The sequence below is a fragment of the Candidatus Eisenbacteria bacterium genome, from assembly GCA_016930695.1.
In the GTDB taxonomy this organism is placed as follows: Bacteria; Orphanbacterota; Orphanbacteria; order Orphanbacterales; family Orphanbacteraceae; genus JAFGGD01.
This window is the reverse complement of record JAFGGD010000030.1, coordinates 110,843-136,364: the sequence shown is the minus strand read 5'-3', so window position 1 is coordinate 136,364 and position 25,522 is coordinate 110,843. Positions and strand designations below refer to the sequence as shown.

At 66.9% G+C, this 25,522-nt stretch carries 26 protein-coding genes; all 26 read right to left on the bottom strand.

Annotated elements, in window-relative coordinates; all coding sequences use genetic code 11:
* Positions 1–13: 13 nt before the first annotated feature.
* On the bottom strand, positions 14–505 hold the full coding sequence (locus JW958_06090) for a superoxide dismutase (protein ID MBN1825818.1): 492 nt from the start codon (positions 503–505) through the stop codon (positions 14–16).
* On the bottom strand, positions 502–1,191 hold the full coding sequence (locus tag JW958_06085; protein ID MBN1825817.1) for a SagB/ThcOx family dehydrogenase: 690 nt from the start codon (positions 1,189–1,191) through the stop codon (positions 502–504). Before JW958_06085 ends, JW958_06090 begins: the two co-directional genes overlap by 4 nt.
* Before the next feature lie 105 nt (positions 1,192–1,296).
* Positions 1,297–1,767 (bottom strand): ATPase P, encoded by a 471-nt coding sequence (locus tag JW958_06080; protein MBN1825816.1) that lies wholly within the window; start codon positions 1,765–1,767, stop codon positions 1,297–1,299.
* Entirely contained in the window at positions 1,764–2,228 is a 465-nt protein-coding gene (locus JW958_06075; protein MBN1825815.1) for an SRPBCC domain-containing protein, read from the bottom strand. Before JW958_06075 ends, JW958_06080 begins: the two co-directional genes overlap by 4 nt.
* A gap of 95 nt (positions 2,229–2,323) precedes the next feature.
* Positions 2,324–3,424, bottom strand: a complete 1,101-nt coding sequence (locus JW958_06070; GenBank protein MBN1825814.1) for a DUF3524 domain-containing protein — start codon at positions 3,422–3,424, stop codon at positions 2,324–2,326.
* 93 nt (positions 3,425–3,517) lie between these two features.
* Positions 3,518–3,748 (bottom strand): hypothetical protein, encoded by a 231-nt coding sequence (locus tag JW958_06065; GenBank protein ID MBN1825813.1) that lies wholly within the window; start codon positions 3,746–3,748, stop codon positions 3,518–3,520.
* Positions 3,749–3,965: 217 nt separating this feature from the next.
* Positions 3,966–5,030: a sigma-70 family RNA polymerase sigma factor gene (locus JW958_06060; protein MBN1825812.1), complete on the bottom strand. Its 1,065-nt coding sequence runs from the start codon at positions 5,028–5,030 to the stop codon at positions 3,966–3,968.
* A 327-nt stretch (positions 5,031–5,357) separates the two neighbouring features.
* Positions 5,358–6,131 (bottom strand): hypothetical protein, encoded by a 774-nt coding sequence (locus JW958_06055; GenBank protein ID MBN1825811.1) that lies wholly within the window; start codon positions 6,129–6,131, stop codon positions 5,358–5,360.
* Positions 6,128–7,939, bottom strand: a complete 1,812-nt coding sequence (locus JW958_06050) for a protein BatD (protein MBN1825810.1) — start codon at positions 7,937–7,939, stop codon at positions 6,128–6,130. The genes JW958_06055 and JW958_06050 overlap by 4 nt, the downstream gene beginning before the upstream one ends.
* Before the next feature lie 4 nt (positions 7,940–7,943).
* Positions 7,944–8,750 carry a tetratricopeptide repeat protein gene (locus JW958_06045; protein MBN1825809.1) on the bottom strand — a complete coding sequence of 269 codons (807 nt, stop codon included), beginning with the start codon at positions 8,748–8,750 and terminating at the stop codon, positions 7,944–7,946.
* Complete coding sequence (locus tag JW958_06040; protein MBN1825808.1) at positions 8,734–9,765, bottom strand: VWA domain-containing protein; 1,032 nt, start codon at positions 9,763–9,765, stop codon at positions 8,734–8,736. Before JW958_06040 ends, JW958_06045 begins: the two co-directional genes overlap by 17 nt.
* Complete coding sequence (locus JW958_06035) at positions 9,765–10,757, bottom strand: VWA domain-containing protein (protein ID MBN1825807.1); 993 nt, start codon at positions 10,755–10,757, stop codon at positions 9,765–9,767. The genes JW958_06040 and JW958_06035 overlap by 1 nt, the downstream gene beginning before the upstream one ends.
* On the bottom strand, positions 10,757–11,677 hold the full coding sequence (locus JW958_06030; GenBank protein MBN1825806.1) for a hypothetical protein: 921 nt from the start codon (positions 11,675–11,677) through the stop codon (positions 10,757–10,759). The genes JW958_06035 and JW958_06030 overlap by 1 nt, the downstream gene beginning before the upstream one ends.
* Positions 11,674–12,555 carry a DUF58 domain-containing protein gene (locus tag JW958_06025; GenBank protein MBN1825805.1) on the bottom strand — a complete coding sequence of 294 codons (882 nt, stop codon included), beginning with the start codon at positions 12,553–12,555 and terminating at the stop codon, positions 11,674–11,676. Before JW958_06025 ends, JW958_06030 begins: the two co-directional genes overlap by 4 nt.
* A gap of 8 nt (positions 12,556–12,563) precedes the next feature.
* Positions 12,564–13,547, bottom strand: a complete 984-nt coding sequence (locus JW958_06020; protein ID MBN1825804.1) for a MoxR family ATPase — start codon at positions 13,545–13,547, stop codon at positions 12,564–12,566.
* Positions 13,548–13,650: 103 nt separating this feature from the next.
* On the bottom strand, positions 13,651–16,026 hold the full coding sequence (locus JW958_06015; protein MBN1825803.1) for a S8 family peptidase: 2,376 nt from the start codon (positions 16,024–16,026) through the stop codon (positions 13,651–13,653).
* A gap of 96 nt (positions 16,027–16,122) precedes the next feature.
* Positions 16,123–16,542 (bottom strand): biopolymer transporter ExbD, encoded by a 420-nt coding sequence (locus JW958_06010; protein MBN1825802.1) that lies wholly within the window; start codon positions 16,540–16,542, stop codon positions 16,123–16,125.
* The gene (locus JW958_06005; GenBank protein ID MBN1825801.1) at positions 16,539–17,186 is read right to left on the bottom strand and encodes a MotA/TolQ/ExbB proton channel family protein; all 648 of its coding nucleotides are present in this window, start codon (positions 17,184–17,186) and stop codon (positions 16,539–16,541) included. Before JW958_06005 ends, JW958_06010 begins: the two co-directional genes overlap by 4 nt.
* Before the next feature lie 7 nt (positions 17,187–17,193).
* Positions 17,194–18,027 (bottom strand): TonB family protein, encoded by an 834-nt coding sequence (locus JW958_06000; protein ID MBN1825800.1) that lies wholly within the window; start codon positions 18,025–18,027, stop codon positions 17,194–17,196.
* Positions 18,028–18,219: 192 nt separating this feature from the next.
* Positions 18,220–18,576 (bottom strand): integration host factor subunit beta, encoded by a 357-nt coding sequence (locus JW958_05995; protein MBN1825799.1) that lies wholly within the window; start codon positions 18,574–18,576, stop codon positions 18,220–18,222.
* A 106-nt stretch (positions 18,577–18,682) separates the two neighbouring features.
* On the bottom strand, positions 18,683–19,738 hold the full coding sequence (locus tag JW958_05990) for an Ig-like domain-containing protein (protein ID MBN1825798.1): 1,056 nt from the start codon (positions 19,736–19,738) through the stop codon (positions 18,683–18,685).
* A complete protein-coding gene (argF, locus tag JW958_05985) occupies positions 19,735–20,646 on the bottom strand; it encodes an ornithine carbamoyltransferase (protein ID MBN1825797.1) in 912 nt (303 codons plus the stop codon). The genes JW958_05990 and argF overlap by 4 nt, the downstream gene beginning before the upstream one ends.
* 72 nt (positions 20,647–20,718) lie before the next feature.
* A complete protein-coding gene (hslU, locus tag JW958_05980) occupies positions 20,719–22,107 on the bottom strand; it encodes an ATP-dependent protease ATPase subunit HslU (GenBank protein MBN1825796.1) in 1,389 nt (462 codons plus the stop codon).
* On the bottom strand, positions 22,104–22,631 hold the full coding sequence (gene hslV / locus JW958_05975) for an ATP-dependent protease subunit HslV (protein MBN1825795.1): 528 nt from the start codon (positions 22,629–22,631) through the stop codon (positions 22,104–22,106). Before hslV ends, hslU begins: the two co-directional genes overlap by 4 nt.
* A gap of 6 nt (positions 22,632–22,637) precedes the next feature.
* Positions 22,638–23,537, bottom strand: coding sequence for a tyrosine recombinase XerC (locus JW958_05970; GenBank protein MBN1825794.1), 900 nt, complete (start codon positions 23,535–23,537; stop codon positions 22,638–22,640).
* A gap of 81 nt (positions 23,538–23,618) precedes the next feature.
* Positions 23,619–25,505, bottom strand: a complete 1,887-nt coding sequence (locus tag JW958_05965) for a right-handed parallel beta-helix repeat-containing protein (protein MBN1825793.1) — start codon at positions 25,503–25,505, stop codon at positions 23,619–23,621.
* Positions 25,506–25,522 lie beyond the last annotated feature (17 nt).

Here is a 25,522-nt window from a genome sequence, read left to right as displayed (position 1 = left end):
TCCCCTTCCGGCCTCAGCGCGCCTCCGCCTCGCCGGTTCCTTCCCCCTTGTACAGCCTCTCGAAGCGGTCGATCCTCTCGCGGAGCGCTTCGCAGATCCCGGGATCAATGGACTGCTTCGCCTTCATGGCGTGCACGACCATCTCGTGGAGCGCCGTGATCTCGGCCACGTAGTCGGCGTAACCGCTCCTCTTGGCGTCGAAGGGCTTCACCCTCTGAGCGAGAAAGTAATCGGTGGCGATGTCGCTAAGTTCGTCGGCATGAAGGTCCTTGTTGTTCACCCAGCGGACGATCTGGTTCCAGTCCGGGTTCTTCTCCCCGGAGAGCCGCTCGATCTCTTGCATCGACTTCTCGATGGTGGTCACGTGCTCGCGGAGGAGAGAAAAACGCGCGTCGTCGTCGTAGATGCCGCAGGGAATCTGGCAATGCCCGAATGCGGGCGGCGCCGCGGCGGCGGTCAGCAGAAGAACGGCGATCAGGTAAAGAGTCTTTCTTCTCACGGTCATTCCTCCTCTCCGGTTTCCGCTTCCGGTGGGTCCGGCTCCGCGGGATATCCCACGGTTTGGGCGAGAACGATCCTCCGGTGCGGCGGGAGTCCCATTCGCTCGGCGAGCGCCTCCCGATCGATCCAGGCGCGCACCACCGTGACGAGACCGAGGTCGGCGCAGGCGAGGTAAACGTTTTGCGAGGCGAAGCCCGCGTCGGCGGCGGCGTAAAAAATCCGGTCCTCCTCCCCCATCCCTCCCATCTTTTCGTCGTCGGCGACGAAGATCAGGTTCAGCGGGGCGTCTCCGGTGAAGGGCTGCCGGCCGGTCAGGTCGCGAATGTCCTCCTCCAGGATCGGAATCAGGGCGTGCGCCTCCGGATCATATAGGAATAAACCTTCAGCGAGGGAGGCGTAGACGTCGATCTCGCGGCGATCCATCGCCGTCGGCGACGTGCGCTTGCCCGATTCGGGGCGATTGACGCCGACCGCCGACCAGAGAAGGTCCGCGAGGATCTGCCTCGGGAGCGGATCGACGCGGAAGTCGCGGTCGGAGCGCCGCGCGCGGAGCGTCTCGAAGAAGGTCCCTCCATTCCGGAAGGCGGGCTCGGGGAGGGGAATCGCCTCGCCGCCGCGTGCCCGGAGCGCGTGGGGGAAACAAACGAGAAGAAGCAGGGCGGCAGCCGCCGCCGTGATCACCCGGCCCATCGTCGTTCCTCCTTTCCGGAACCGTACGCCGCTTCGTACACCTAGAAGAGATAACCGATCCGGCGCGGAACGGGTACGGATTTCGATGCGATGAGCGCGTGGGGCTCAGTCCCGGAGCGTGGCGACCAGGCGGAGGGGATCGATCAGGAGTCCCAGCGCGTCCAGCGGAGAGGCGACCGCGGCATCCGCCGCGAGAAGCGTTTCCCCGGCCGCCCCCTCCGGGCCGAGAACGCAGATGCCGAGCGCCGCTTCTCCGAGCATGCGCGCGTCGTTTCGCCCGTTACCGATCGCCGCCGCGCGGTCCGCTCCGAGGCCGTGCAGATATGCCCTCTTCGCTTCCGCCTGCCCTCCCGCGGGGAGAAGCTGGAGGCGGCAGGGAAGCCCCTCCAACTCGCCCGCCGCGCGGCCGAAGGTGTCGGCGGTCACCACATGGATCTCGATCTTTTCCGACAGGGCGCGGAGCGCCTCGGCGACTCCCTCGGAAAGGACGCCGTCTCGGGCGAGTGTGCCGTTGAAGTCGAGCACCAAGTACTCCAGCAAAAGCGGGGGGGCGCCCGGCACGTCGACGCGGATCATGTCTCCCCGCCCGCGTGGCCCGCGCCGATTCCGCCTTCCAGAGCGACGCGCATCGCCCGATTCATCGCCTCCATCCCCTCGCCGATTCGGGACACCAGATCCTTGCCTCCGAACCGGAAGAGCGGTCCGCGGAGCCGCATCTCCTGGGTGAGCCTCGTTTGTTCAGAGCCGATCGGTTCCAATCGAAAGGTTTGTTCTCCGTGCAGAAGCCCGAAGGGACGGATCGGACCCGTCCAGCGCATCTCCCGCTCCGGGCGGATGAAGACCACCCGCGGGCGGAAGGTGAAGGGCCTGAGGCCCGCCGGCGTCGCATAGAGCCTGAGCCCCGCCCCCTTTTCGGCGACGCCGATGGCCCAGCGATAGTAGGGATTCCACTCCGCGTACCCTTCGAAACGGGTCAGGATTTCCCAAACCGCCGAGGGGCTCGCGTCGATCTCGATTGTTTTCGCCGTCTGCGGCATGGGCATCTCTCTCCCGTGCGCTCCCGTCTTCTCTCTCCGTTTTCTCTCCCGGCACGAATGTAACGGTCCCGGCTCCGCCCGGCAAGGAGTCGCTTTCAGCTCCCGAGGATCTCCTCGAAGAGACGGTCGAAAGCGCCGATTCGGTGCGGCCAGGCGAAACGCGCCGCCGCCCGCCGGTATCGCTCCACCGGCGGTCGGGGGCCGGTGAGCAGTTCCTCCGCCCTGTCGAACAGTTCTTCCCGGCTCCGGTAATAGCACTCGGGGTGGCGGCCCGGATCGAGGATCTCCGGATAGGCGAGCCTTTCCGGGAGAAGTGGAAAGGCGCCCATATGGATCGCCTCGAGAACGCTGACGCCGAAAAATTCGTGACGCGCAGTGGAAACCGCCAGGTCCGCGCCGGCGAGGAGGCGGGCGTAGTCGCGGCGGGACGGCGCGAAGCCCACATGGCGGAGACGGTCGCCGGCGATCCGCGGCAGCTCCTCGAAGAGATCCGACCGCGTTCCCGGAGAGGCGCCGGTCACCACCAGCCCGAAGGGGACTTTTCGGCGCCGGAGACGGCGAATGAGGAGGGCGAACTCCTCCCTCCCCTTGTCGTGCTCCCAGCGGTGGTTCCAGAGGAGGATCGGCTCCCCTTTCCGTTCCCTCCGCCGCGGCGGCGGGCCGAGCGACTCGAAGTCGACGCCCAAGGGGAGCACGCGAGAGCGCCGAAACCGTCCCGCCACTCCCGGCGGTTTGTGATCCGGCAGGGCGCGCAGGAACCCGGGGAGCGCTCCGAGCATCTCCCGGCGGTGGTGCCGCGAGTTAAAGAGAATCCTGTCCGCCGCGAGGGCGCCGTTGATCTGGGTCATCACCGCGTGCAGATCCCTCCTCTCCCCCTCGGGTAGAGGATAGGTGAGCTGGTTCTCGTGGAAGTAGAGGATCGTCTTCGCTTCCCGGAAACGGGGAGGCGCGAGGCCGAGGAACTCGGCGAGGGGGAACATGGAGGAAGCGAGGATCACGCCCGGCGCCGGCGATTTCCGCAGGCGCTCCTCGAAGAGGGGAGCCGAGCCGCGCATCCTCCATCGCCAGTAGCGACCCGGGAGGGTCGCCAGGCGGACGTGATGCCGGCTGTGGCGGCGGATCCCCTCGGCGAACTGCCTGTGCGAGCCGCCGAAATAGGGTTCGATGAGAAGCAGATCGACCATGTCGTGGGGCATTGTACCGTAACGGGGCGACCGGTCGCCGGAGAAAAGGGACCGCCCCCCCGTTTCGGGAGGGGCGGCGTTTTTTCCGAGGGATCGGCCGGTCCGTCAGCGGAGAATCAGCTCCGCCTCTTCCCGTTCCCTCTCCCCGTCGGTGGGCGCCCGGTCGCGCCGCAACCCCAGGTTCAGGTTGGCCGTCTCGATCGGTTCATAAAGCGGGGGCGTCGGCCGGGAACCGGAAACGGGAAAGATCATCTCGCCCGCCGTGGAGAGCGAGAGAAAACGCCCCACAAACACGGCCAGCCCGAAGTAGAGAACGATGCCGATCAGGATTTCCATGAAGCCACCTCCATCCTCGAGAAGTCTTCTTTCCAAGGATCGGCGACACGCGGGAATACTTGAGCGGGCGGAGCGGCGGCCCCGGAAACGGTCCGGGGCGCCGCGCGCGGGCCGCCTTTCGGCGCTTCACGGAAGGGAACGATGGAAGTGGGAGGCCCGCGACCCGGAAGGCCGGGCCGCGGGGTGCGAGGTGAAAGAAGGGCTCTCGGCTAAGGGCTTACGCCACTTGGTTTTCTTTTGCGGGTTGCGCTTCCGCCTCCAGGAGGGCGCGCAGCTTGCGTAACGTTCTCGATTCGATCTGGCGGATCCTCTCGCGGGTCACGCCCAAAATCCGCCCGGTCTGCTCCAGGCTGAGCGGCTCGCCGCTGTCCAGGCCGAAACGAAGACGGAGAATCCGTGCCTCCCGGTCGTTCAAGGAGTCGAGGAGGCGCGCGACCAAATCCTTCTGCAACTCGCCCATGGCGAAGTCACAGGGGCTGTCCGCCGCGGTGTCCGGGATCAGATCGTGAAGGGCGTGGGACTGCACGTCCTCCTCCATCGGCTGGTCGAGGGAGAGAACCCCCTTCACCAGCCGGGATACTTCAAGAAAGCGCCGCCGGGTGAGACCGGTTTTTTCGCGGATCTCTTCCGCCGAAGGAACGCAACCCAGCTCCTGGAGAAGCTCCCGCTGGGTCGTCAGATACTGTTTGATCAGGACCAGCACATTGGCCGGGATACGAACGGTGCGGCTTTTATTGACCAGAGCCCGCGTGATCGCCTGCCGGATCCACTTGGACGCGTAGGTGCTGAAGCGGAAGCCTCGTTCCACCTCGAAGCGCTCCACAGCCTTGATGAGCCCCATGTTCCCCTCTTCGATCAGATCGGCGAGGGAGAGCCCCATCCCCTGGTAACGCTTTGCCATGCTGATGACCAGCCTCAGGTTGCGCACGATCAGCTCGGAGCGCGCCGCCTGATCGCCGCTCTTGACGCGCCAGGCGAGGCGTGCCTCCTCTTCCCGGTTCAAAAGGGGATATCTACGGATGTCCTTGAGGTAGATGCCGACCGAATCGGGAAGGCTCTCCCGGGCGGGCCGGTCATCGGTAGCCGTTGCGTATGCTTGGTTGTCGTACATCGCTCCCCCCCCTTCCCCGTCCGCTTCGCCGCCGCAAGCTCCGTCGAGCGGGAAAGGCGCCCACTGCTCTTCCGCCGCGTTCCACTCGATGGAGACTTCCGCCAGGGTCCACGTCAAGGGATCCGGATCGATCGGTCTCCACTCCCGGTTTTTCGCTGCTGCGCCCGGCATAAGGGGTCTCCCAGCACAGTGACGATTTCCGAAAGTCCGTCGGTCCTGGTTGTTTCTTGGGTATTCTTCGAGCAGGTTTTGTGCCATTAGGCGTTTCGAGTGGAATATGTGGTGTTAACTTCGTTTCTAGTCGAAGATTAGCGGATAAAATCGTTTCCGGACCGGGCGGGAGACACGGGGCTCTTTACGGCGGCCGGGTGTATACCGCGTGCACGCCTCACGGATGTGGGCCGTAATCCGTGATAGCGCAAACGGTTTGGCTGTGTACGAAGTGTACACTCCCCATGCATACCGGGGAACCACTTGGGGGGGAATGGGGAACGGGGCTCAGATCGGCTCGATCGAGTCGGCGGGCACCCATCCCTTCCATTCGGGAGAGACGGTCACGAGCGCCCACCCGTCCGCCTCTCTTTGGATCCGGACGGCGGTCCCCTCGTGCAGTAGAAACTCCTCGGTGAAGCGCTCTCCCGGCCCGCTCCGGACGGATACCTCGCCGGGGAGGATCACCCCGCGCCTTTTCCCGTGATGTTCGACGGCGCTCCAGGCGGTGAAGAGGGCGACGATCAGCAGGAGCGTACCCGCGGCCCGAACCGGCGCGCGGAACGGTCCGCCGAGAGGGGGATGCAGAAGAGGAAGGGCAAGGAGGAGGAGGAGGATTCCATAGAGGAACTCCGCGGCGATCAACCACTCGGCCGTGGTGAAAGCCGCGGCGCCGCTCCGGAGGAGGCCGATGAGGGGGAGGCGGTCCCTGAGGATCGCCCGGTCCAGGATCCTCCCTTCCAGGAGGTTCCGATTGGCCCGCAGGTCGGCGTCCCGGGGAAGCAGCCGGGCGGCGCGTTGATAGTTCGCCATGGACCTTCCCAGGTCCTCGAGCTGGAAATGGGCGTTCCCCAGGTTGTAGAAGAGCTCACCCGAGACGAAGCCCTCCTCGCGAATCCTCTCGTATCCGGCCGCCGCCTCTTCGAACCGCCCCTCTCTGTAGGCGCGGTTCGCCTCGCGGAAGAGGCTGTCCGCCTCCGTTTCCGCCATCGCCGCCGAGGCGGGCGCGGTGAAGAGCAGAAAAGGGATCCCCAGGAGGAGGAGGAAGCCGGCGCGCGTCATCGTTTCCCCCCTCTCTCCAGGAAAGGCCGGAGCGACCGGATCAGTTCCCCCGCCTCGCCCGCCAGGTCTCCGCGGCCGCCCGCCGGGGGGCGATCGTCCGAAGAGAAGCGGAGCCTGTCGCAACGATCGAACAGGTCCCCGATGCGGGCGCGCAGCTCCCCGTCCACGCCTCGTCTCTCCAGTTCCCGGTCGATCTCCCGCCGGGTCATTCCCTGCACCGCCACGCACCCCTTGTCGCCGATGTAGGCGGCCAGTGTACGCGCGACGGCGCCGGCCGCTTCCCGCGGTTCCGCCCCCCGGATCCGCGCCAGGGAGCGGCGCGCTTCGGCGTCGGCGCGTCTCGCCCGCGCCCGGGCCGGATCGGCGGCGAGACGGTCGCTGCGCCGCCGACGCAGGAAGAGCGCGGCGAGGATCAGGAGAGGAGCGGCGTTCGCCGCGGCGAGCGCGCCGAGGGGGGTGTTCCTCCCCTCCTTCGACCAGGAGACACGGGACGGTTCCTTGAGGTATCGAATGTCCGATTCCTTCCGTTCGATCTCGCCCCGCGCCGCCGCCCGCTCCGGCGGGGTTCCGGAAACGTGTACGGGGAAGGGGCCGGCGGTGAGCGTCACGAACCGTTTCTTCTTCGGGTCGAAATAGGAGAAGGGGATCGACGGCAACTCGTAGTCGCCGCCGTAGCGGGGGACGATGATCCGCGTATAGGTTTTCCGGCCGCGGACGCGGCCCTCTTCCCGTTCCGTGTCGGTGGAGCTGCCCGAGTCGTACACCTTGAAGAGATCCGACAGCTCCAGGTCCGGGACGGTGGCGGCCTGCACGTTTCCCTCCCCTTCGAGGACGAGGGTCATGGTGATCGGCTCGTTCGCCGCCAGGGAGTCCCTGTCGATCTTCGCGTCGAATCGGAAGTCCCCCACCGCTCCGGAGAAGGAGGCGGGTCGTCCCTCGGTCGGGAGAGGAAGGGCGGTGAGGTGAAGGGGATCGCTCTTCAGGACGTGGCGGTTCGATCCTCCTCGTCCGCCCCCTCCGCGGTTGAAGATGCTGAAGGGATCGCGGGAGAAGAAGGAGTCCTCTTCATATTGCAGCGTGACCGGTCCCACCGTCAGCTCACCCGCGCGCGTCGGAAAGAGGGCGGTCCGCACCTCATAGACCAGATAGCGAATCCCGTCCACCTCGTCGTAAAAACGGCGTTGGGGAGGAAGATCCTCCTTCCAGAATCCCTCCGTGGAAGGCGGGTCGTATTCCGGGTCGCGCCAGAAACGGACCCGCGTGTAGAGGCGGAAGATGAAGGTGACCTGTTCCCCTACGTACGCTTGTTTTTTATTGACCGATGTGCGGAGGAAGACCTCCCTCTGCTCCCCGCTCGGGGCGCGGGAATCTCGGGATTCGCGTTTTTCCGGTTCCGCGGCCCGATCCGCCGGCGGAGCGTCGGTGACCCGGAACGCGATCTCGGCCGCGCGCGCCTCCCCCCCGCCCGCGTCGGTGACGCGGAAGGGACCGATTTGAAACTCGCCCACCGTCCGGGGGCTCAAGATATAGGTGTAACGGCTGGACGCGGTCATTTTGCCGTTGGCGATGGTCATGCTCTGGCTGGTTCCGGAAGAGTAGACGTGGAAGTGGCGTTCCGTTTCTCCCAGGTCGACCTCGACGTTTCCCTGGGAGCCCTCGACGACGAGGGTCAGGGTGATCCTCCCGTCCAGGTCCGTCTCGTTCCGGTCGACCTGGGCGGTGAGGCCGAGCGCGAACGCTTTCCCGGCGGACACGATCCCCGCGAGGACGAGGAACGCCGTCACGATTCCCAGGGTTCCCCTTCGCACCGTTCTACCAGTCCTTCCCCGAGGGCGCCGGCCGCGCCACGCGCTTTTCCATGCTCTCCCGGCGCCGGCTCTCCTCTTCTTCGGCAAGCGCCTGGAGGATCCTGTGCGCCTGTTCGCGGGTCATCTCCCCGTCTTGGGGTGGCTGCTCCCCTTCATTGGGTCGCCGGTCCTGCTGTTGTTGGTCCTGCTGTTGTTGGTCCTGCTGTTGTTGGTCCTGCTGCTGCTGGTCCTGCTGCTGCTGATCCTGTTGCTGCTGATCCTGCTGCTGCTGGTCCTGTTGCTGTTGGTCCTGCTGCTGTTGGTCCTGCTGCTGCTGATCCTGTTGCTGCTGATCCTGTTGCTGCTGGTCCTGCTGCTGTTGGTCCTGCTGCTGCTGTTCCTGCTGCTGCTCCATCATGCGGAGCGCCAGCTCCAGATTGTGCTTAACGTCCTCGTCGGTCGGGTCGCGGCGAAGGGAGCGCTTATACATCTCCGCCGCTTCTTCCGGTTTTCCCGACTGGAGAAGAACGTTCCCCGCGCCGTAAAGCGATTCGGCGGTGAGGGTCGAATCCGACGCCGCGCCCCGGTAGGCGGCGAGCGCTTCTTCGAGGCGGCCGAGCCGGAAGAGCGCGGCGGCCACGTTGAAGGAGAGCCTCCCCTCTTCCGGCCGTTCCCGTTCGGCGGCGAGGAAGTGGCGGAGCGCTTCTTCGTAGGAGCCCTCGCCATAGGCGCGGGTTCCGTCGGCGTTTTCATCGTACACCGCCCCTCCCCAGCCGACCGCCAAGAGGGCGATCAGGGGGAGAATTCGGCGGCGTTCACTCGATCCGCCCACTCCACACCTCCCTTTTCCGACCGCTCGACGTGGAGAGACCGAACTCGATAAGGAAAAGAATTGTAGCAGGAACGAGGAACCAGAGGTATCGCTCCTCCCGGATCGTCCGTACGCCGGATCGATAGCTCCGCCGCTCCAGGCCGGAGAGGCGGTCCAGCACCAGTTCCAGCGCGTCCGGGTCGTCCCGCAGGGAGTAGACCGCGCCGCCGGTGATTCGCGCCACCGCGCCCAGCACTTCGTCGTCCCGTTTTGTCACGACCAATCCGCCCTCTTGGTCTCTCTTGAATCGTTCCCCTTCGGCGCTCCCCTCGGGGAGGGGGATCAGCTCTCCCTCCGTTCCGCCGAATCCGATCGGGAAGACGGCGACGCCCGCCTCGGCCGCCTCCTCCGCGGCTTCCATCACTTCCCCTTCGTGGTCCTCGCCGTCGGTGAGGAGGACGATCGCCTTCGAGCCGGACGGGCTCTCTTCGAGCATGCGGAGGGAGCGGCGGATCGCCGCGGCGACGGAAGTGCCCGCCGTCGGCGCGGTCCAGGCGTCCACGCCGCCGAGGAAGATCCTCACCGCGCCGTAGTCGGAGGTGAGAGGGCAGGTGGGAACGGCGGACCCGGCGAAGGAGACGATTCCCACCCGGTCCCCGCGGAGCCTGCCCAGAAGCCCTTCGATCTCTCCGCGGGCGCGGTCGAGCCGGCTGGGAGGCGGATCCTCGGCGAGCATGCTGAGGGATGTGTCGAGGGCGAAGACCAGATCGATGCCGCGGCGCTCCACCATTCGCTCCCGCTCGCCGTACTGGGGATGGGCGAGCGCCAGGAGGAGGAAGACGAATCCGAGAAGGACGAGGCGTTCCTTCTTCCGGCGCCGGCCCTCGTCGGCCCCTCGGATCAGGTGGCGAAGCAGGCCGGGGTCGCCGAAGCGGGCGCGGAGCGATTCGCGCCGCCGCCGGCCGATTCGGAAGATCCACCAGAGGAGGGGGACCGCGAGGAGCGCTTGGAGAAAGAAGGGTTCGCCGAAACGCATCAGAGGATCCTCCGGAGGATCACCGATCCCAGGAGCGCCTCCGCGAGAAGGAGGAGCGCCGCCGGGATCGCGAAACGGTCATAGAGATCGTAATAGTTCACGTATTCTTTGCTGGTGACCTCCGTTTTCTCCATTTCGCCGATTTCCCGGAAGATCGTCCGGAGCGCCTCCGTGTCGGTGGCGCGGAAGTAGCGCCCACCGGTCCCGTCGGCGATTTTCCGGAGCGTCTCTTCGTCGATCTCCACGGGGCGCCGGACGTAACGCGTTCCGAACACGGGATCCCGCACGGGGAAGAGCGCCTCGCCCCGGCTGCCGACGCCGATGGTGTAGACTCGGACGCCCACCGCCCGCGCGAGTTCGGCGGCGGTGATCGGGTCGATTCTTCCCGTGTTGTTGACGCCGTCGGTGAGCAGGATCGCCACCTTGCTCTTCGCTTCGCTCGCTTCCAGGCGATTGGCGCAGTTGACGATCGCCATGCCGATCGCCGTGCCGTCCTCCACCATGCCGATTCGGATTTCGTCGAGGAGGCCGAGCAACACGTCCGCGTCGAGCGTGAGGGGGCACTGGACGAAGCTGACGGCGGCGAAGACCACCAAGCCGAGCTGGTCCGATTCCCTTCCCCGGATGAATTCGGCGGCGACGGTCTTCGCGGCGTCGAGGCGATTGTTCGGCTCGAAGTCGATCGCCTGCATGCTCCCGGAGACGTCCATCGCGATCAGAATGTCCACCCCCTCCGCGCGCACGCGGACGTCCCGGGTCCCCGACTGGGGGCGGGCGAGGGCGAGGAGGAGGAGCGTCACCGCGGCCATCCGGAGGATCGCCGGCAAATGGCGGATGAAGGGGCGGCGCGGCGGCCCGGCGCGGCGCACCGACTCGATCGACGAGAAGCGGAGCCGCGGCGCGTTTCGCAGGAGGCGCCTGTGGAGAAGGATCATCGCCGCCAAAACCACCGGCAGCGCGGCGAGAATCCAGGGGTAGGCGAAACGGAACATCAGCGTCCCCCTCCTCTCTCATCGGGCGCCGTCTCCCCCGTCTTCTCCACGAACGCGCGCGCCCGATCGAGGGAGCGCCCCGACTCTTCCCGGGTCGGCTCGATGCCGCGGAACTTGACGAGATCGCAGGAGGCGAGGCATTCACGAAGGAGCGCCGTCGCCTCCGGCTCCAGCTTCTCCCGGCGGATCTCGCGCAGGATCTCCCGCGAGGTTCTCTCCGGCGCCGGCAGCGCGTAACGATCGCTCAGGTAGCGCCGCACCGCGTCGGACAACTCGAAATGGAAGGGGCGCGCCTCCGCCCCGCCCGATTCGAGGGCGCGTCGAAGCCCGTCCAACCTCTCCAGGGCGATCCGGTGCGCGGGCCGCAGGTCCACCGCTCCCAGAACCGGCGCCGTTTCCGACGGGCGATTTCTCCTTCGATGCAGAATGTACGCCGCCGCGGCGAGAAGAAGGAGCGCCACGACGGCGGCGAAGACCATGCGGAGGAAATCCCGCTCGATCGGCTTCGGCCCTTTCACGTCGCGCGGCCGGCCGGTCGGATCGAGACCGACGGAGAGGACCGCGATCGGAATCGGCCGGCTCTCGCGTCCCCCCTCCGGCGGGGCGAGTCCCGGGATCTCGCTCTCTCCCGTTTCGTAGGCGGTGATCCGATAGCGGGCGGTCCGGACTCGGCCGCCTCTTCCCGTCTCCGTCTCTTCCACCACCGGACCGTCCAGGATCTCGAAGGGGCCGATCCGCTCCTCCGGAAAAACGGGAAGGGACGCTTCCTCGCCGGGGCCGGTGGTGAGACGGATGAGAAGCGCGATCGGATCTCCCACCGTGATCGAGTCCCGGTCGACCGCCGTCTCCATCACCGGTTCCGCGGCGGCCGCCGCCGCGAGGAGCGCGAGCAGGGCGGCGGCCGCCGCCGCCCGCCTCATCGACCGAACCTCCGCGCCCGCCGCCGGAAGAACTCCACGAGAGGATCCACGTATCCCCCCTCGGTGGAGACCTCGACCAGATCCACGCCGACGCGGCGGAAGAGGGATCGGAGGCGCGCGTCGTCCCTTCGCCGCCGCTCCGCGTAGGCGAGGCGGAACGCCTCGTTTCCCGTGGAGAGAAAAAGCCGCTCCCCCGTTTCGGCGTCCTCCATCTCCAAGAATCCCACGTCGGGGATCGCGATCTCCCGCGGATCGACGATGCGCACGGCGATCACGTCGTGGCGTTTGTTGGTCACTCGAAGGAGGCGTTCGATGGAACCGTCGAGGAAATCGGAGACGAGGAAGAGGACGCACCGGCGCTTCAAGGTCCGGTTCAGGTGTTCCAACGCGCCGTTCAGGTCGGTCCCCCGCCCCTCGGGCCGCGTGTAGAGCAGCTCCCGGATCACACGGAGAACGTGGCGGCGTCCCTTGCGAGGCGTAACGCTCTTTTCGATTCGGTCGGAGAAGAGGAGAAGGCCGACCTTGTCGTTGTTCTCGATCGCGGAGAGGGCGAGGAGGGAGCAGATCTCGGCGGCCACCTCGCTGCGGAAGTGGCTCGCCGTGCCGAAGTCGCTGGAGCCGCTCACGTCCACGGCGAGCATCACCACCAGCTCCCGCTCCTCCACGAATTCCTTCACGAAGGGACGGTTCATGCGCGCGGTGACGTTCCAGTCGATGCTGCGGACGTCGTCCCCCTCTTGATACTCCCGAACCTGATCGAACTCCATCCCCCGCCCCTTGAAGACGGAGTGGTACTCGCCGGAGAAGACGCTCTCCACCAGCGAGCGCGTGGAGATCTCGATCCGCCGTATTTTTCGGATCAGTTCTTTGGGAAGCATGGCTCGGTCTAGGGAACTTCCAGGTGGTCCAGGATCTTGCGGAGGACGTCCTCGCCGGTCACCTCTTCCGCCTCCGCCTCATAGGTCACGATGATCCGGTGCCGGAGCACGTCGGGGCACAGCTCCTTCACGTCGTCGGCGGTGACGTAATCACGGCCGTCCAGGAAAGCGAGCGCCCGGGATCCCATGTTCAGGTGGAGCGACGCCCGCGGCGAGGCGCCGTAGGCGATCAGTTCCTTGAGGTCCTCCAGGCCGTAGGCGCCGGGGTCGCGGGTGGCCTGCACGATGTCCACCATGTAGTCCTTCAGGTTGTCGTCGATGCGAATCGAGCGGACGGTCTCCCGCGCCCGCCGGAGATCGTCCAGCCCCGCCGCTTCCTCCACGGCGATCCCGTCCACGCCCGCCCATCGGTCCATGATCGCCCGCTCCTCCTCCCGGCTCGGGTAGCCGATACGGAGCTTCAGCATGAACCGGTCCACCTGCGCTTCCGGTAGAGGGTAGGTCCCCTCCTGCTCGATCGGATTCTGCGTGGCCAGCACCAGGAAGGGATCGTCCAGCTTGTGCGTCTCGTTCCCGATGGAGACCTGCCGCTCCTGCATCGCCTCCAAGAGGGCGCTCTGCACCTTCGCCGGCGCCCGGTTGATCTCGTCGGCGAGCAGGAAATGGGTGAAAATAGGACCTTTGCGCGTAAAGAAATCGCTCTCCTTCGGGTTGTACACCATGGTGCCGATCAGGTCCGCCGGAAGAAGATCCGGCGTGAACTGGATTCGTCGGAAATCGGCGCGCACCGCTCGGGCGAGTGTGTTGACGGTGAGGGTTTTCGCCAGGCCGGGCACCCCTTCGATCAGGACGTGGCCTCCGGTGAGCAGTCCCACCAGGAGACGCTCCACCATGTAATCCTGTCCCACGATCACCCTGCCGACTTCGTCGATGATTCCCCGAAAGAGGCGTCCCTCCTCGCGGATCCGCTCCATGCCATCGCCCTGCGTCATGATCCCGCTCCGTCCTCCTTGGTGAAAAAGTCGCGAATCCCGGCGCGCCGTCGCGCCGCGGATCTGATTGCCTGCACACCGGAACGAACGCTCCGGTTCCAGATTACTCCGAATTCAGGACCACCACTTTACGCGTCTTGGTGTAGGGGCCCGCTTCGAAACGGAGGAAATAGACGCCCTGGGAGAGTTCCCTCCCGCCGCGGTCGCGGCCGTCCCAGTCGACGGAGAGCCGCGAGCCCGGCCCCAATCGCCCGCGGTAGACGTCGCGGACGCAGCGCCCCGCCGGGTCGTAGACGCGGATCCGCACCTCCTCGTTCTTGGGGAGATCGAAGATCACGCGGTAGTCCGATTCGCCGAGGAAGAAGGGGTTGGTCGGCCCCTCGTCCCCCTCCGCGCCGTAGAGGAGCGCATAGGAAGCGCTGATGATCCGGAAGGCGTGCCGTCCCCCGCCCGCGGGTGAGGATGCGACGTTTCCCGAGCCGTCCAAAGCCTGTATGGCGTAGGCGATCGAGTCGCCCGTCGAGACGTCGAAGGGGAAATCGGCGGCGAAGAGGTCGCCGGCGCCGTGGACGAGAGAGAAGTCGCCCGAGAGGGCGGGCGCGCCGCCGCCGTCCCAAACCTGGTAGGCCACTCGGATCGAGTCATCCTCCAGCTCCCGGTTGTCGGTGATCCAAGCCTCCACGCGCGCGGGCCACTCGCCCGGGGTTCGGTCCGCGAGGGGGGTATGGACGATCGAGGGCGCGGTGGCGTCGCCGAATTCGTAGTAGGCGACGGGCGCTCCCTCCGGGCTCGTCCAGACGCGGCCGCCGCGCGTGAAGAGAAAGTAGTAGCGGACCGACGATGGATCGACCGGGAGATGGGATGCGACCAGCGTGTCGCCGGCGCCGGCGAAGCCGACCGTGTCGGTGTAGCCGCCGGCGTCGCCGAAAACCGCCCGGGGGGGATCGAAGCCGGGATAGAGGGAGAGCGCCGCCGACGCGCGGAGGGTGTCGCCCTCCAGGGCGAGGTCGTTCTGCGGATCGTGGTGGACCACCGGGCGGAGCGCCGCCTCCCATGCGTTCACGATTCCCCAACCGAGCGCCGTGTCCGGATTCGCCGCCTGGCTCGCCGTCGCATGAAGCGCCTCCATCACGTCCGCCGGCGTGGCGATCGGATGGATCTCCAAGAGGAGCGCGCACACGCCCGCCGTCAACGGGCAGGCGAAGGAGGTCCCCTGAAGGAGTTGGGTGTACCAGCTGTAGGTGGAACCCCCGCGCGGATTCCCCACCCCGGCGACGCCGATGCCGAGGGCGGCCACGTCCGGCTTGATTCTCCCGTCCGCCGTGGGGCCGTAGCTGGAGAAGTACACACGACTCCCGCCGACGGTGACCGCTCCGGCGGCGATCACCCCGGGCGCGTCCGCCGGTGTGACCAGTTTGCGCCACTGGGGATCGTTCGCCTCGTTCCCCTGGGAGTTGCAGACCACCACCCCGCGCTCCACCGCGGCCTGCGCGGCGATCGCGATCGGCGTCGTCTCCCCGTCCAGCTCGGAGAGATCGTGCAGTTCCTTCCCATAGCCGACGGAGCTGCTCAGCACGCGCACCCCGCGAGCCTCGCCCCACTCCACCGCCTCGATCCAATAGTCCTCTTCGGCAAGGGTCTCCTCGTCGCCGCCGTCCTCGGTTTTGGCGAGGTAGAAGGTCGCGTCGTGGGCGGGTCCCACGATCCATCCCTCGTCCCATCCACCGAGCACCGAGAGCACCGCGGAACCGTGGTTCTCCTCGTCGTCGTCGGTCTCGTCGGCGGTCTGGTTGGAGACGGTCGTGTCGTCGTGGACGAAGTCGTACCGTTCGGCGATATCGAGGGAGTCGTAGCAGCGGGCGGCGGTGTAGAAACCGCTGTCGTTGATCTGGACGCGCACCCCTTCGCCGGACCACCCCGCCTCGAGGAGGGAGTCGGCGCGGATCTGGGCGAGCTGTACCGCGGACCAACCGTAGTCGACGGCGGTCTTCCCCGGCGGCGGCGGTGAAGGAAGGAGGCCCGTCGCGAGCGGCTCCGGCCGCGAAAACCGCCTGCCGATCGGTTGCACGCGGATCACGTAGTCCAGGCGGGCGATGCGCCGGATCGCTTCCGGCGTCGCGGTCGCGCCCGCGCCGTTCAACCAACGGGAAGTGGAGCGGACCTCCGCGCCTTCCGCCTCGACGCCGCGGATGTACGCGTCGCGCACCGGAAGGTCTCCCCAATCGTCGCGGAAACCGACCCCTTCACGGCGCGCCCGCGCCGCCGGATCGATCCGGACCGGTTCGTTCTCTCCCCCTTTGTTGCGGAAGAAGATCCAAACCGGAACCGGCTCCCGCGACTCGGCGATCTTGTGGGCGAGGCGAGGGTGGATCTTCCCAGGGATCGGGCTCATCGCCCCATCCCTCGCCGCGACGGCGGGCGCGGCGGTGAGCATGGCGGCGCTCGAAATCAGAATCGCATGAATGAAACGGCGGTTCACCGGAGGACCTCCTCGGCGCGGGTGTACCCCGTCGGGGTGCTCGTGGGCTTCTTGTCTCTCGTTCGAGCGGAGGAGCGTTTCCCCCGCTCGAAGAATCTAACGGTTTTCCCCGGCCGGCGGTAGATTTTCCGTCGCCACCACCAGCTTCCCCACCCGCGATTGCCGTGCCGCGTCCATCACCCGCACCACTTCGCCGTAGGGAACGTCCCGGTCCGCTCGGAGAACCAGGTCCCGCGAATCGGCCGCGTCCAGCGCTTCCGCGAGACGCTCGGTAAGGTCCCTGTCGCCGACGATCCGCCCCTCCAGGCGGACCACCCCTTCACGGTCGATCTGGATCTCCACTCCCGAGGAACGGGTCGCTTCGCCCGACTTCGCCTCCGGCAGGTCGAGAGGGATCCCGGGGAGGTCCCGGAACGTGGAGCTGACCATGAAAAAGATGAGGAGCAGGAAGAGCGCGTCGATCAGGGGCGTCACGTTCACCATCGGCGAGCGTCCCTCTTCCCCGTCGAACTTCATCGCGCCTCCTCCCCCGCCGGAGTCCCGGCGATGCGCATCCCCCGCAGCTTGGCGAGGAGCACGCCCGCGTGATGCTCCATGTCCGAAACGATTTCTCCGGCCCGGCTCGCGAAAAGGTGATAGGCGGCAAGCGCCGGGATCGCGACCGAGAGACCGACGGCGGTGGTGATCAGCGCCTGAGAGATGCCGCCGCTGAGGGCGTTCGCGTTTCCCACGCCGACCAGGGCGATCACGCGGAAGACGCGGATCATGCCGATCACCGTGCCGAGAAGCCCGAGCAACGGCGCCACGCCGGCGATCGCTTCGAGGGCGATCAGCCCCTTGCGGACGCGTTTCGCCTCGCGCCGCCCCGCGTCGCCGACCATTTCCCGGATCTCCTCCGCCGGAAGGTTCCGGTTCTCCAGCGCGGCGCGCACCACGTTGGCGAAACTCCCCGGATTCTTTTCCAGGATGGCGAGGGAGAGGGAGAGATCGCCGGGACCTCGGATCGTTTCGATGAGCCGCACGATCTCCGGAACGAGGATGCGGCGGCGGCGCAGGTTGATCGCCCGCTCCAGAATAACGGCGAGGGCGATCACCGAGCAGAGGCCGAGCGGGATCATGAGAGGGCCGCCGGCGACGAGGAAAGCGATCAACGATTTCATGGGCGCCTCATCGGTAGTAGAAGGTGCAGGTGATCACCCACCGTTCCTCCGGGAAATTCTCCGGGAGCGGCGGGAAGGGGGCGCCGAAGCGGACCGCGCTGAGCGCCGCCGTGTCCAGTGATTCGTGATCCGCTCCGGACACCCGCTCCAGGAGAGTCAGGTTCCCTTCCCGGTCCACGGCGAACCGGACCACCGTGTCGCCTCGGTAGGGAAGGCCGCCGCGGAAGGCGACGGGCGGAAACCAGTGCGCCTCGATCCGGCGCTTCAACTCGAGCAGGTAGGGCGCGAACTCGAAATCGATCGTGTTGAACGAAAGATCGCCGGGGATGGCACGGCGTCCCTCCCGATTGTCCGAGCGGCTCTCCTCGATGGAGCGGCTGACGTTGCTGCGGATCGTCGAGGGAGAGCGTATGGAGGGGCGCGCGGCGGCGGCCGGGGACTCCCCCTCCTCCTGCGGCTTCTCCGGCGCGGGCGCCGCCTCTTGGGGCTCCTCCGCCGACGCGGCGGGACGGCTCTCCTTTATGGGGGATTCGCCGCGCGAAACGGGAAGGTCGTTCCGTTCCGATCCCGGCGCGTCCGGCGACCGGGCCTCGGTACTTTTGGTCGAGACCAGATCGGACTCCGGCGCCACCTCCGCCTCCGGGCCGGGCGAGGGCTCGACGAACTCGAAGACGATCGGCTCCCGCCGCTCGGGCGCCGGGAGTTCCTCCGCCTTCAACCAACCCGTCGCTTTGCCGAGATGGGAGACCAAAATCGGCGCAAGCAAATGAAGGACAAGCGAAACCAGCAGGGCCCTTTTCAGGTTCCAGCGGTTCGCCCCTCGATTCGCTTCGGTGCCCATGGATGCCCGTGTACGAGAAGGGGAAGGGAAAGGGGATCCTCGGGTGTCCGGGAGGCTCGCGTCCTAGTGGTTCTTCTTCTTGTGACGGTCTTTTTTCAAGCGCTTCTTGCGCTTGTGCGTCGCGATCTTCGCGCGCTTTCTCTTCTTGCCGCTCGGCATGGGAACCCCTCCGGCTTCCTCCTGCAGATAGGTTTACATCGACTCCGACGCGCCTTCGCCCGCCGCCGGTTCGTGGGCGACGCGTGGCTCATCCGCCTCTTCCGAGGCGGGAAGGGCCTGGTCGACCAAGTCTTTGAGCTCGCGGGAGACCTTGAAGAAGGGCACCAGCTTGGCGGGGACGTGCACCGTCTCTCCGGAGCGAGGATTACGGGCGATACGGGCTTTGGCGTACTTGATTTTGAAGCTGCCGAAGCCGCGGATCTCCACATGGCCGTTGTTGATCAGCGTCTGGCAAATCGATTCGAGGAACCCGTCGACGATTAGCGCGACGTCCTTCTTGTGAAGGCCGGTTGCGGCAACGACTTCGTCCACCAGATCCGCTTTGGTCATCGGTTCCCTCCCGGTCCAAGTCCCCGGTCCCCCGGGAACGCCGAAATACCAGACAGACGACTCTGCGAAACGCTATCACGGGCGTTTTGAGCCTGTCAACTCTTTTTTATTGCGTAACTTGGGCCTCCCGCTCCCGTTCAGGCAGGAGGAAGGAAACCCTCTCCTCGCCCGGTTCGAGCCGCAGGAGGCGCTCGGAAAGCGTTTCCAAAGGGCTTTCCGGCTCGGCGTGGAGCGCCATCTGTCGTGTTCCGAGCAGGATACGAACGCGGTACTCCCCCGCCGGGAGCCTGGCGAACGCATAGGCTCCGGTGCTGTCCGGCTCGGCGTACTGCGGCCCGGCGCTATCCCCCTCGGCGATCGCCTCGACGATCACCGAGTCGTAGGAGAGTTCCAAGGTGATGCGGCCGGAGAGCTTGGCGGGTGTTTCGGCGTTGATCAACGGGATGACGAGCGAGTCGATCCGCGCGCCCTCCGGGGGGAAGGAGAGCGTGTCGCTGAACCCGTAATCCTCGCGGTCTCGGTCCAGTACGAGATTCTCGTCGTCGTCGATGAACGCGGCGAGGAGAAAGCGGTCCCCCGGAGTGGTGGGGAGGTGGTCGATCCGGAATGTGCCGTCGTTCCCCGCCTCGGTCTCGGTGATCACCGTCGCCGGAAGAGAGTCCGCCGCCGCCGGCCGGAGGGCGCGCAGAATCACCGCGGGCACCTCCCTCCCCCGCCGTATCCCCTCCACCCGTCCCGTCGCGACACCGGCGGGCAGGGAGTCGGCGGATGTGAAGGAGAAAGAGAAGGGGGCCGCCATCAGATTGTCTCGCCGGTCCATCGACTTGGCGGAGACGGTCACCGTGACGATCTCCCCGCCGTCCGGTCGCTCGCCGGCTCCGTGATCGGTGCGAATCAAAAGCGTCGTCCCCTCCCACTCGGTCCGAATCCATTCAGGCCGAGGATAGATCCGGAGGTTTCTCTGCACGCTTCTCTTGTCCATCTTCTCGCTGAACGCGACGGCGAGCACGTAGGGCGGACGGAAGCCTGTGGAGTCCGCCGCCGGCATGGTGAAGATCACCTCCGGCGGGGTGTCGTCCACCGGGCCTCCGGGCGGCGGTCCCTGCTGGGCGCAGGAGGGCGCCAGCAGGAGGACCGCCGTGAGGAGGAGGCGCCGGATCATGCCATCAACCGTTCCAGGATCGCCTTTTGCGCGTGCATCCGATTCTCCGCCTCGTCGTAGATGACGGAATGGGAACCGTCGATCACCTCGGCGGTGATCTCCTCCCCGCGATGCGCCGGAAGGCAGTGGAGCACCAGGTGGTCTTTTCGTGCCAGAGCGGCGAGTCCGGCGTTCAACTGATAAGGGGCGAAGATCTTCGCCCGCGCCGCTTTCTCCGCTTCCTGCCCCATGCTCGCCCAGACGTCCGCGTAAAGCACGTCCGTGTCTTTCGCGGCCGCTTTCGCGTCGTGGGTCACCTCGATCGTTCCGGCGCCGCGGGCGCGGGCGGCGGCGAGGATCTCCGCGTCCGGCTCGTACCCCTCGGGGCAGGCGATGCGGAAGGCGAAGGGGAGGACGCCGGCGGCGTTCACCCAGGAGTTCGCCACGTTGTTCCCGTCGCCGAAATAGGAGACGGTCAAGTCGTCCAGGTTTCCGCGGTGCTCCAGCACGGTCATCAGGTCCGCCAGGATCTGGCAGGGATGGAGCAGGTCGGTCAATCCGTTGATGACCGGGATCGGCGCGTGCGCGGCGAGTTCCTCGGCGTGGGAATGGGCGAAGGTGCGGATCATGATCCCGTCCACGTAGCGGCCGAGCACTTCGCCCACGTCCTGGATCGCCTCTCTCTTGCCGAGGCCGATCTCCGCGTCCGTGAGATACACCACCTGGCCGCCGAGCTGATACATGCCGACCTGGAAGCTGACCCGGGTCCGGAGGCTCGGTTTGTGGAAGATCAGGCCGAGCGTCTTCCCCGCCAGAGGCAGGCCGGCCTTCCCCTCCTTCCACTCCTTCTTCATCTCGATCGCGCGGCGGAGGAGCGATTCCATCTCCCCCCGGTCGAGCTGGGCGATCGACAGGAAATCCTTTTGCAGCATCTTCGTGTTCCTCCTCGGTCGATTCGGTTCGGGCCGCCGCCGGCCTTTCCCGTCGCAGGTGATTTTAATCTAAAGTATGTAACGGGAGAGATCCACGTCCTCTGCGATCGCGCCGAGCCGCTCCCGCACCATTTTCTCGTCCACCAGGAAGCGCTTCACCGGCGTCTCGGGGACCTCATAGAGGATCTCCTCGAGCAGCGTGGAGAGAAGCGTGTGAAGGCGGCGGGCGCCGATGTTCTCCGTCCGCTCGTTCACCCGCTCCGCGATCCGGGCGATCTCCCGAAGGGCCTCTTCCTCGAAACGCAGCTCCACCTCTTCCGCCTGCAGCATCGCCGCGTACTGCTTGACCAGCGCGTTCTCCGGCTCCGTCAGAATGCGGAAGAAGTCGTCGGCGGTCAGGGAATCCAGCTCCACACGGATCGGAAACCGTCCCTGCAGCTCGGGGATCAGGTCGGAGGGGCGGTTCTGGTGAAAGGCGCCGGCGCCGATGAAGAGGATGTGCTCCGTCGAGACGAGACCGTACTTGGTCGGCACGCGGGACCCCTCCACCACCGGGAGGAGATCCCTCTGCACCCCTTCGCGGGAGACGTCCGGTCCCTGGCCGCCGCCCCCGCCGGCGACCTTGTCGATCTCGTCGAGGAAGACGATTCCCGCCTCTTCGACCCGCCGCCGCCCCTCTTCCACGGCCCTTTCCCGGTCCACCATGGCGTCCAGTTCCTGATCGAGAAGGATCCTCCTCGCCTCGCGAACCGGCACCCGGCTTTTTTTCTTTTTCTTAGGAAGCAAAGAACCGAGGGCGTCCTGCACGTTCCGGTCCACGTGGTCCATGCCGCTCGCGGCGAAGATGTCGAAGAGAGGAATCCCTTTCTCGGGGACCTCCACGTTCACCAACCGGTCGTCCCACTCGCCCGAACGGAGCCGGTCGAGGGGTGTATCCGTCTTCTCGGGGGGAACGCGTTTTTCCGCGACGCCGGCCGCGTCCACGGCGAACACCTCCCCTTCCCCCTTCGGCGCGCCGGCGGGCGTCTCCGGCTCGATCATCCGGAGGAGTCTCTCCTCGGAGCGGCGCAGCGCCTCCGGCTCGGCCGCCTCCCGCATCTCCCGCTCCGCTTCGTTGATTCCCACCTCGACCAGATCGCGGATCATGGACTCCACGTCCCGGCCCACGTATCCGACTTCGGTGAACTTGGACGCCTCCACCTTCAGGAAGGGGGCTCGGGCGACCCGGGCGAGGCGGCGGCTGATCTCGGTTTTTCCGACGCCGGTAGGCCCGATCATCAGGATGTTGTTCGGGAGGATCTCGTCGCGGATCCCCTCGTCCGCCCCGCGGCGGCGCCATCGGTTGCGCAGCGCGATCGCCACCGCTTTCTTCGCGCGTCCCTGCCCGATGATGAAACGGTCCAGCTCGCGCACCACCTCGGGCGCAGTCGGCCGCCCGCTTAGCCCCTCGCCGCTCACGCCAGCTCCTCCACCACGATGTGGTCGTTGGTGTAGATGCAGAGGCCGGCGGCGATGCGGAGCGATTCCTCCACGATCCGCGCCGGGGGGAGGTCGGTGTGGGTGATGAGGCCCCGCGCGGCCGCGATGGCGTACCCGCCTCCGGAACCGATACCGATCAGTCCGTCGTCCGGTTCGATCACCTCGCCGGTGCCGCTGATGAGAAAGGTGTGTTCCCGGTCCATCGCGGCGAGGAGCGCTTCGAGGCGGCGCAGGACCCGATCGGTCCTCCATTCACGGGCGAGTTCCACCGCGGCGCGGTGCAGGTTGCCGTGGTGCGCGTCGAGCCGCGTCTCCAGCCTGTCGAAGAGGGTGAAGGCGTCCGCCACGGCGCCGGCGAAACCGACGAGGATCCGGCCCTGGTAGATGGGACGCACCTTGCGCGCCGTCGCCTTCATGATCTGCTTGTCCAGCGTGACCTGGCCGTCGCCTCCCATGGCGACCTTTTCGCCGCGTCGCACGCCGAGAATGGTGGTGCTGCGCATGGTCCTTTACTCCCCCCGGGGGTGAGCCCGGCGGTAAACCCGGATCAGACGTTCCGGGGTCAGGTGGGTGTACCGCTGGGTGCTCGACAGGTGCCGGTGGCCCAGGAGTTCCTGCACGGCGCGGATGTCCGCCCCTCCGTCCATCAGATGGGTGGCGAAGGAGTGCCGAAGCGAGTGAACCGAGAGGCCGTCGCCGACCCGTCTCAGATAACGGCCGACGCGCCTCTGGATCCCGCGCGTCGAGAGGCGCCCGCCCACCCGGTTCAGAAAGAGCGGGTCCTCCGGCGCCGCGCGCATACGGATCGGATCCTCATGAGCGCGGAGCGTCAGATAGGTCCGGACGGCGGCGGCCGCCTCCCGCCCGAAGGGGACGATTCTCTCCCGGTTCCCCTTGCCCAGAACGTGCGCCTCCCTCTCCTCCAGGTCCAGGTCCCCCACGTCGAGGTGATGCGCCTCGGAGAGACGGATTCCCGCCCCGTAGATCAGTTCGATGAGCGCCAAATCGCGAGCCGCCAGCGCCCCCTCGGGCAGATGAACGAGGCGTTCGATCTCGTCCTTCGAGAGGAACTTGGGCAACCGTTTCTCCGGCTTGGGAAAGGATACGAGGGCGGCCGGATTGGCGTCAATCCGTTCCTCCCTGTGGCAATCCTTGAAGAAGGACTTGATCGCCGCGAGGGCGCGGGCGCGCGTGGACCGCGCCGCCCCGGCGTCGTAGAGATGCGCCAGATAGAGGCGGATGTCCGAGGGGGTGATCGACGACGGATCGGGGGCCGCGTCTTTCTCCCCGCTCCCTTCGACGAGGAATTCGAGGAAACGCTCCAAATCGTCCCGGTAGGCGCGGAGCGTTCGCGGCGAATAGCGCCGGTTCCGCAGGGTTCGTAAAAAGGCGTCGATCGATTCCCGCAAGACCTTTCCCTCCGACACCCCCATGGTAACGGCGGAAGGGCGGTCCGGCAACCGGCACGGCGCGGAGGGCGCGCCCGCGGATCAGGGGGCGGCGACGATCAGTTTGACCATTCGGGAGCGCCCCCCGGCGAGGAGACGGACGAAGTAGACGCCGGAGGGGACCGGCCGGCCGGCGTCGTCGCGGCGATCCCAGGAGAGGTCGTGCGCGCCGGCGGCGAAGGAACCGTCCGCGAGGGTCGTCACCGCGCGGCCTCGCAGATCATAAACGCGGAGGGTCGCCGGGCCCGGCTCGGCGAGAGAAAAGAGGAGGCGTGTTCCCTCCCGAACCGGATTCGGCGCGGCGGTGAGGAGCGCGGAGGCAATGGACGTGGACCGCTCTCCGGCGCCGCCGACGCCTGTCCGAACCGGCGTGAGGACGAACCGTTCCGTCCGGTTTCCTTCCAGGCGGAAGGATCGTTCCTCCGGCGCGTATCCTTCCCGTCGCACGCGGAGGAGGTGATCGTTGTAGTCGACCGTCCCCTCCTTGGTCCGGGCGAAGGCGACCGCCTCGATACGGGGCGCGGCGCCGTCCGCCGCGGAAGCGCCTTGGAAGACCGTATCTCCCCGCGCGTCCCGGAGCGTCACCTCCGCGCCCGGAACCGGATGCCCATCTTGGTCCTCGACGAGAACGTCGAGAAGCCAGCGGATCTCCACACGGCTTTCCCGGCAGGGTCCGTCGAAGAGGATCGCGCCGCCGCCGAACGAGGCGTCGATGAAGTGGGCGAGCATCCGCTCGCCGGCGACGAGGACCGAAGGGCCGCCGGATTCCTCGATACGTTCACGAATGAAACGGTTGGGGAGATCCCGGATCCCCTCGCCGAGCCGGACTCCGGTCGCGCAGCCGCGGACCTCGTTCCCCTCGAAGCGGTTCCCGTGAGCGCGCTCCTCGACGCGGAGCCCTTCGGTGGAGAGGCCGATCCGGTTTCCGGCGACGGTGTTCTCCGTCGAGGCTCGTTCGAGCCCTCCCACGCCGATGCCGGCGTACCGCTCCCGACCGGCGCGGAGGACATCGTTGTTTAGGACGAGGTTTCTCCGGCCGCTCCGCACGAAGATCCCATAACGCTCCGCGCCCTCCACGTCGTTCCCCTCCACACGGTTGCCGTCGCTCTCGCGGATCCAGATCCCGTCCATTCCCGAATCGTGGATCACGTTGCGGAGGACCTGGTTGTCGTCGCTCCCCATGCGGATCCAGATGTTGTCCTCGGCGACCCGTTCGAGACGGTTCCCCTCGATCCGATTCCGGTCGGAGTCGTAGAGGAGAATGCCGCCCACGTGCAATTGACCGTTGCCGCAGTCGAGGGCGGTGTTTCCCTCGACCACACCGCCTCGGCAGCGATCGAGAGTGACGGCGCCGCCGTGTTTGCGGCCCAGCCCCACGACGCCGCATCTCTCGAAGCGATTCGAGCGGAGGGTGGAGCCTTCCCCCCCGCGCATCCAGATTCCGGCGATGCCGTTCTCCTCGAAGACGCAGTTCTCCAAGGTCACGTCCAGGCCGGGAGAGGCGAGCACGCCGACGCGGAAACCGCGGATCACGCAGTTCCGGATCACGATTCCCCGGCGGCCCGGACTCCATACGCCGGTTCCCCAACCGTCTCCTTCGATGCACCGGCCGCCGCAGTCGAGAATCACGTCGTCTGCGTCGATCCGAATCCCGATGCCGGAGCAGGCGGTGAGGTCCGCTCGGAGCAACGTGCTTTCGGTAAGCCGCATGCCGCAACCGCAGGGGACGTCTCCGCCGCAGGGGGGCGACTGGGAAGTGTCGACGGCGTGACCGGCCGGTCCGACGAAGAGAGGGTCGAGAGTCGGTTCGAGAATCGGGAGGGGATCGTCGAGAGGATCGCCGGGGGAAGGCGCGGCCGACGCCCACCCTTGCGGGGCGATGGCGAGGGCAAGGGGGAGCCATGCCGCGCGCAGGATACGTATTCGCAACGATTCGTCCTCGGATA

What these genes read in the sequence shown, in the direction of transcription:
- JW958_06090 (MBN1825818.1), bottom strand. Translation starts at nt 505, where the DNA reads ATGACCGTGAGAAGAAAGACTCTTTACCTGATCGCCGTTCTTCTGCTG.
- JW958_06085 (MBN1825817.1), bottom strand. Translation starts at nt 1,191, where the DNA reads ATGGGCCGGGTGATCACGGCGGCGGCTGCCGCCCTGCTTCTTCTCGTT.
- JW958_06080 (MBN1825816.1), bottom strand. Translation starts at nt 1,767, where the DNA reads ATGATCCGCGTCGACGTGCCGGGCGCCCCCCCGCTTTTGCTGGAGTAC.
- JW958_06075 (MBN1825815.1), bottom strand. Translation starts at nt 2,228, where the DNA reads ATGCCGCAGACGGCGAAAACAATCGAGATCGACGCGAGCCCCTCGGCG.
- JW958_06070 (MBN1825814.1), bottom strand. Translation starts at nt 3,424, where the DNA reads ATGCCCCACGACATGGTCGATCTGCTTCTCATCGAACCCTATTTCGGC.
- JW958_06065 (MBN1825813.1), bottom strand. Translation starts at nt 3,748, where the DNA reads ATGGAAATCCTGATCGGCATCGTTCTCTACTTCGGGCTGGCCGTGTTT.
- JW958_06060 (MBN1825812.1), bottom strand. Translation starts at nt 5,030, where the DNA reads ATGCCGGGCGCAGCAGCGAAAAACCGGGAGTGGAGACCGATCGATCCG.
- JW958_06055 (MBN1825811.1), bottom strand. Translation starts at nt 6,131, where the DNA reads ATGACGCGCGCCGGCTTCCTCCTCCTCCTGGGGATCCCTTTTCTGCTC.
- JW958_06040 (MBN1825808.1), bottom strand. Translation starts at nt 9,765, where the DNA reads ATGCGTTTCGGCGAACCCTTCTTTCTCCAAGCGCTCCTCGCGGTCCCC.
- JW958_06035 (MBN1825807.1), bottom strand. Translation starts at nt 10,757, where the DNA reads ATGTTCCGTTTCGCCTACCCCTGGATTCTCGCCGCGCTGCCGGTGGTT.
- JW958_06030 (MBN1825806.1), bottom strand. Translation starts at nt 11,677, where the DNA reads ATGAGGCGGGCGGCGGCGGCCGCCGCCCTGCTCGCGCTCCTCGCGGCG.
- JW958_06025 (MBN1825805.1), bottom strand. Translation starts at nt 12,555, where the DNA reads ATGCTTCCCAAAGAACTGATCCGAAAAATACGGCGGATCGAGATCTCC.
- JW958_06020 (MBN1825804.1), bottom strand. Translation starts at nt 13,547, where the DNA reads ATGACGCAGGGCGATGGCATGGAGCGGATCCGCGAGGAGGGACGCCTC.
- JW958_06010 (MBN1825802.1), bottom strand. Translation starts at nt 16,542, where the DNA reads ATGAAGTTCGACGGGGAAGAGGGACGCTCGCCGATGGTGAACGTGACG.
- JW958_06005 (MBN1825801.1), bottom strand. Translation starts at nt 17,186, where the DNA reads ATGAAATCGTTGATCGCTTTCCTCGTCGCCGGCGGCCCTCTCATGATC.
- JW958_06000 (MBN1825800.1), bottom strand. Translation starts at nt 18,027, where the DNA reads ATGGGCACCGAAGCGAATCGAGGGGCGAACCGCTGGAACCTGAAAAGG.
- JW958_05995 (MBN1825799.1), bottom strand. Translation starts at nt 18,576, where the DNA reads ATGACCAAAGCGGATCTGGTGGACGAAGTCGTTGCCGCAACCGGCCTT.
- JW958_05990 (MBN1825798.1), bottom strand. Translation starts at nt 19,738, where the DNA reads ATGATCCGGCGCCTCCTCCTCACGGCGGTCCTCCTGCTGGCGCCCTCC.
- hslV (MBN1825795.1), bottom strand. Translation starts at nt 22,631, where the DNA reads ATGCGCAGCACCACCATTCTCGGCGTGCGACGCGGCGAAAAGGTCGCC.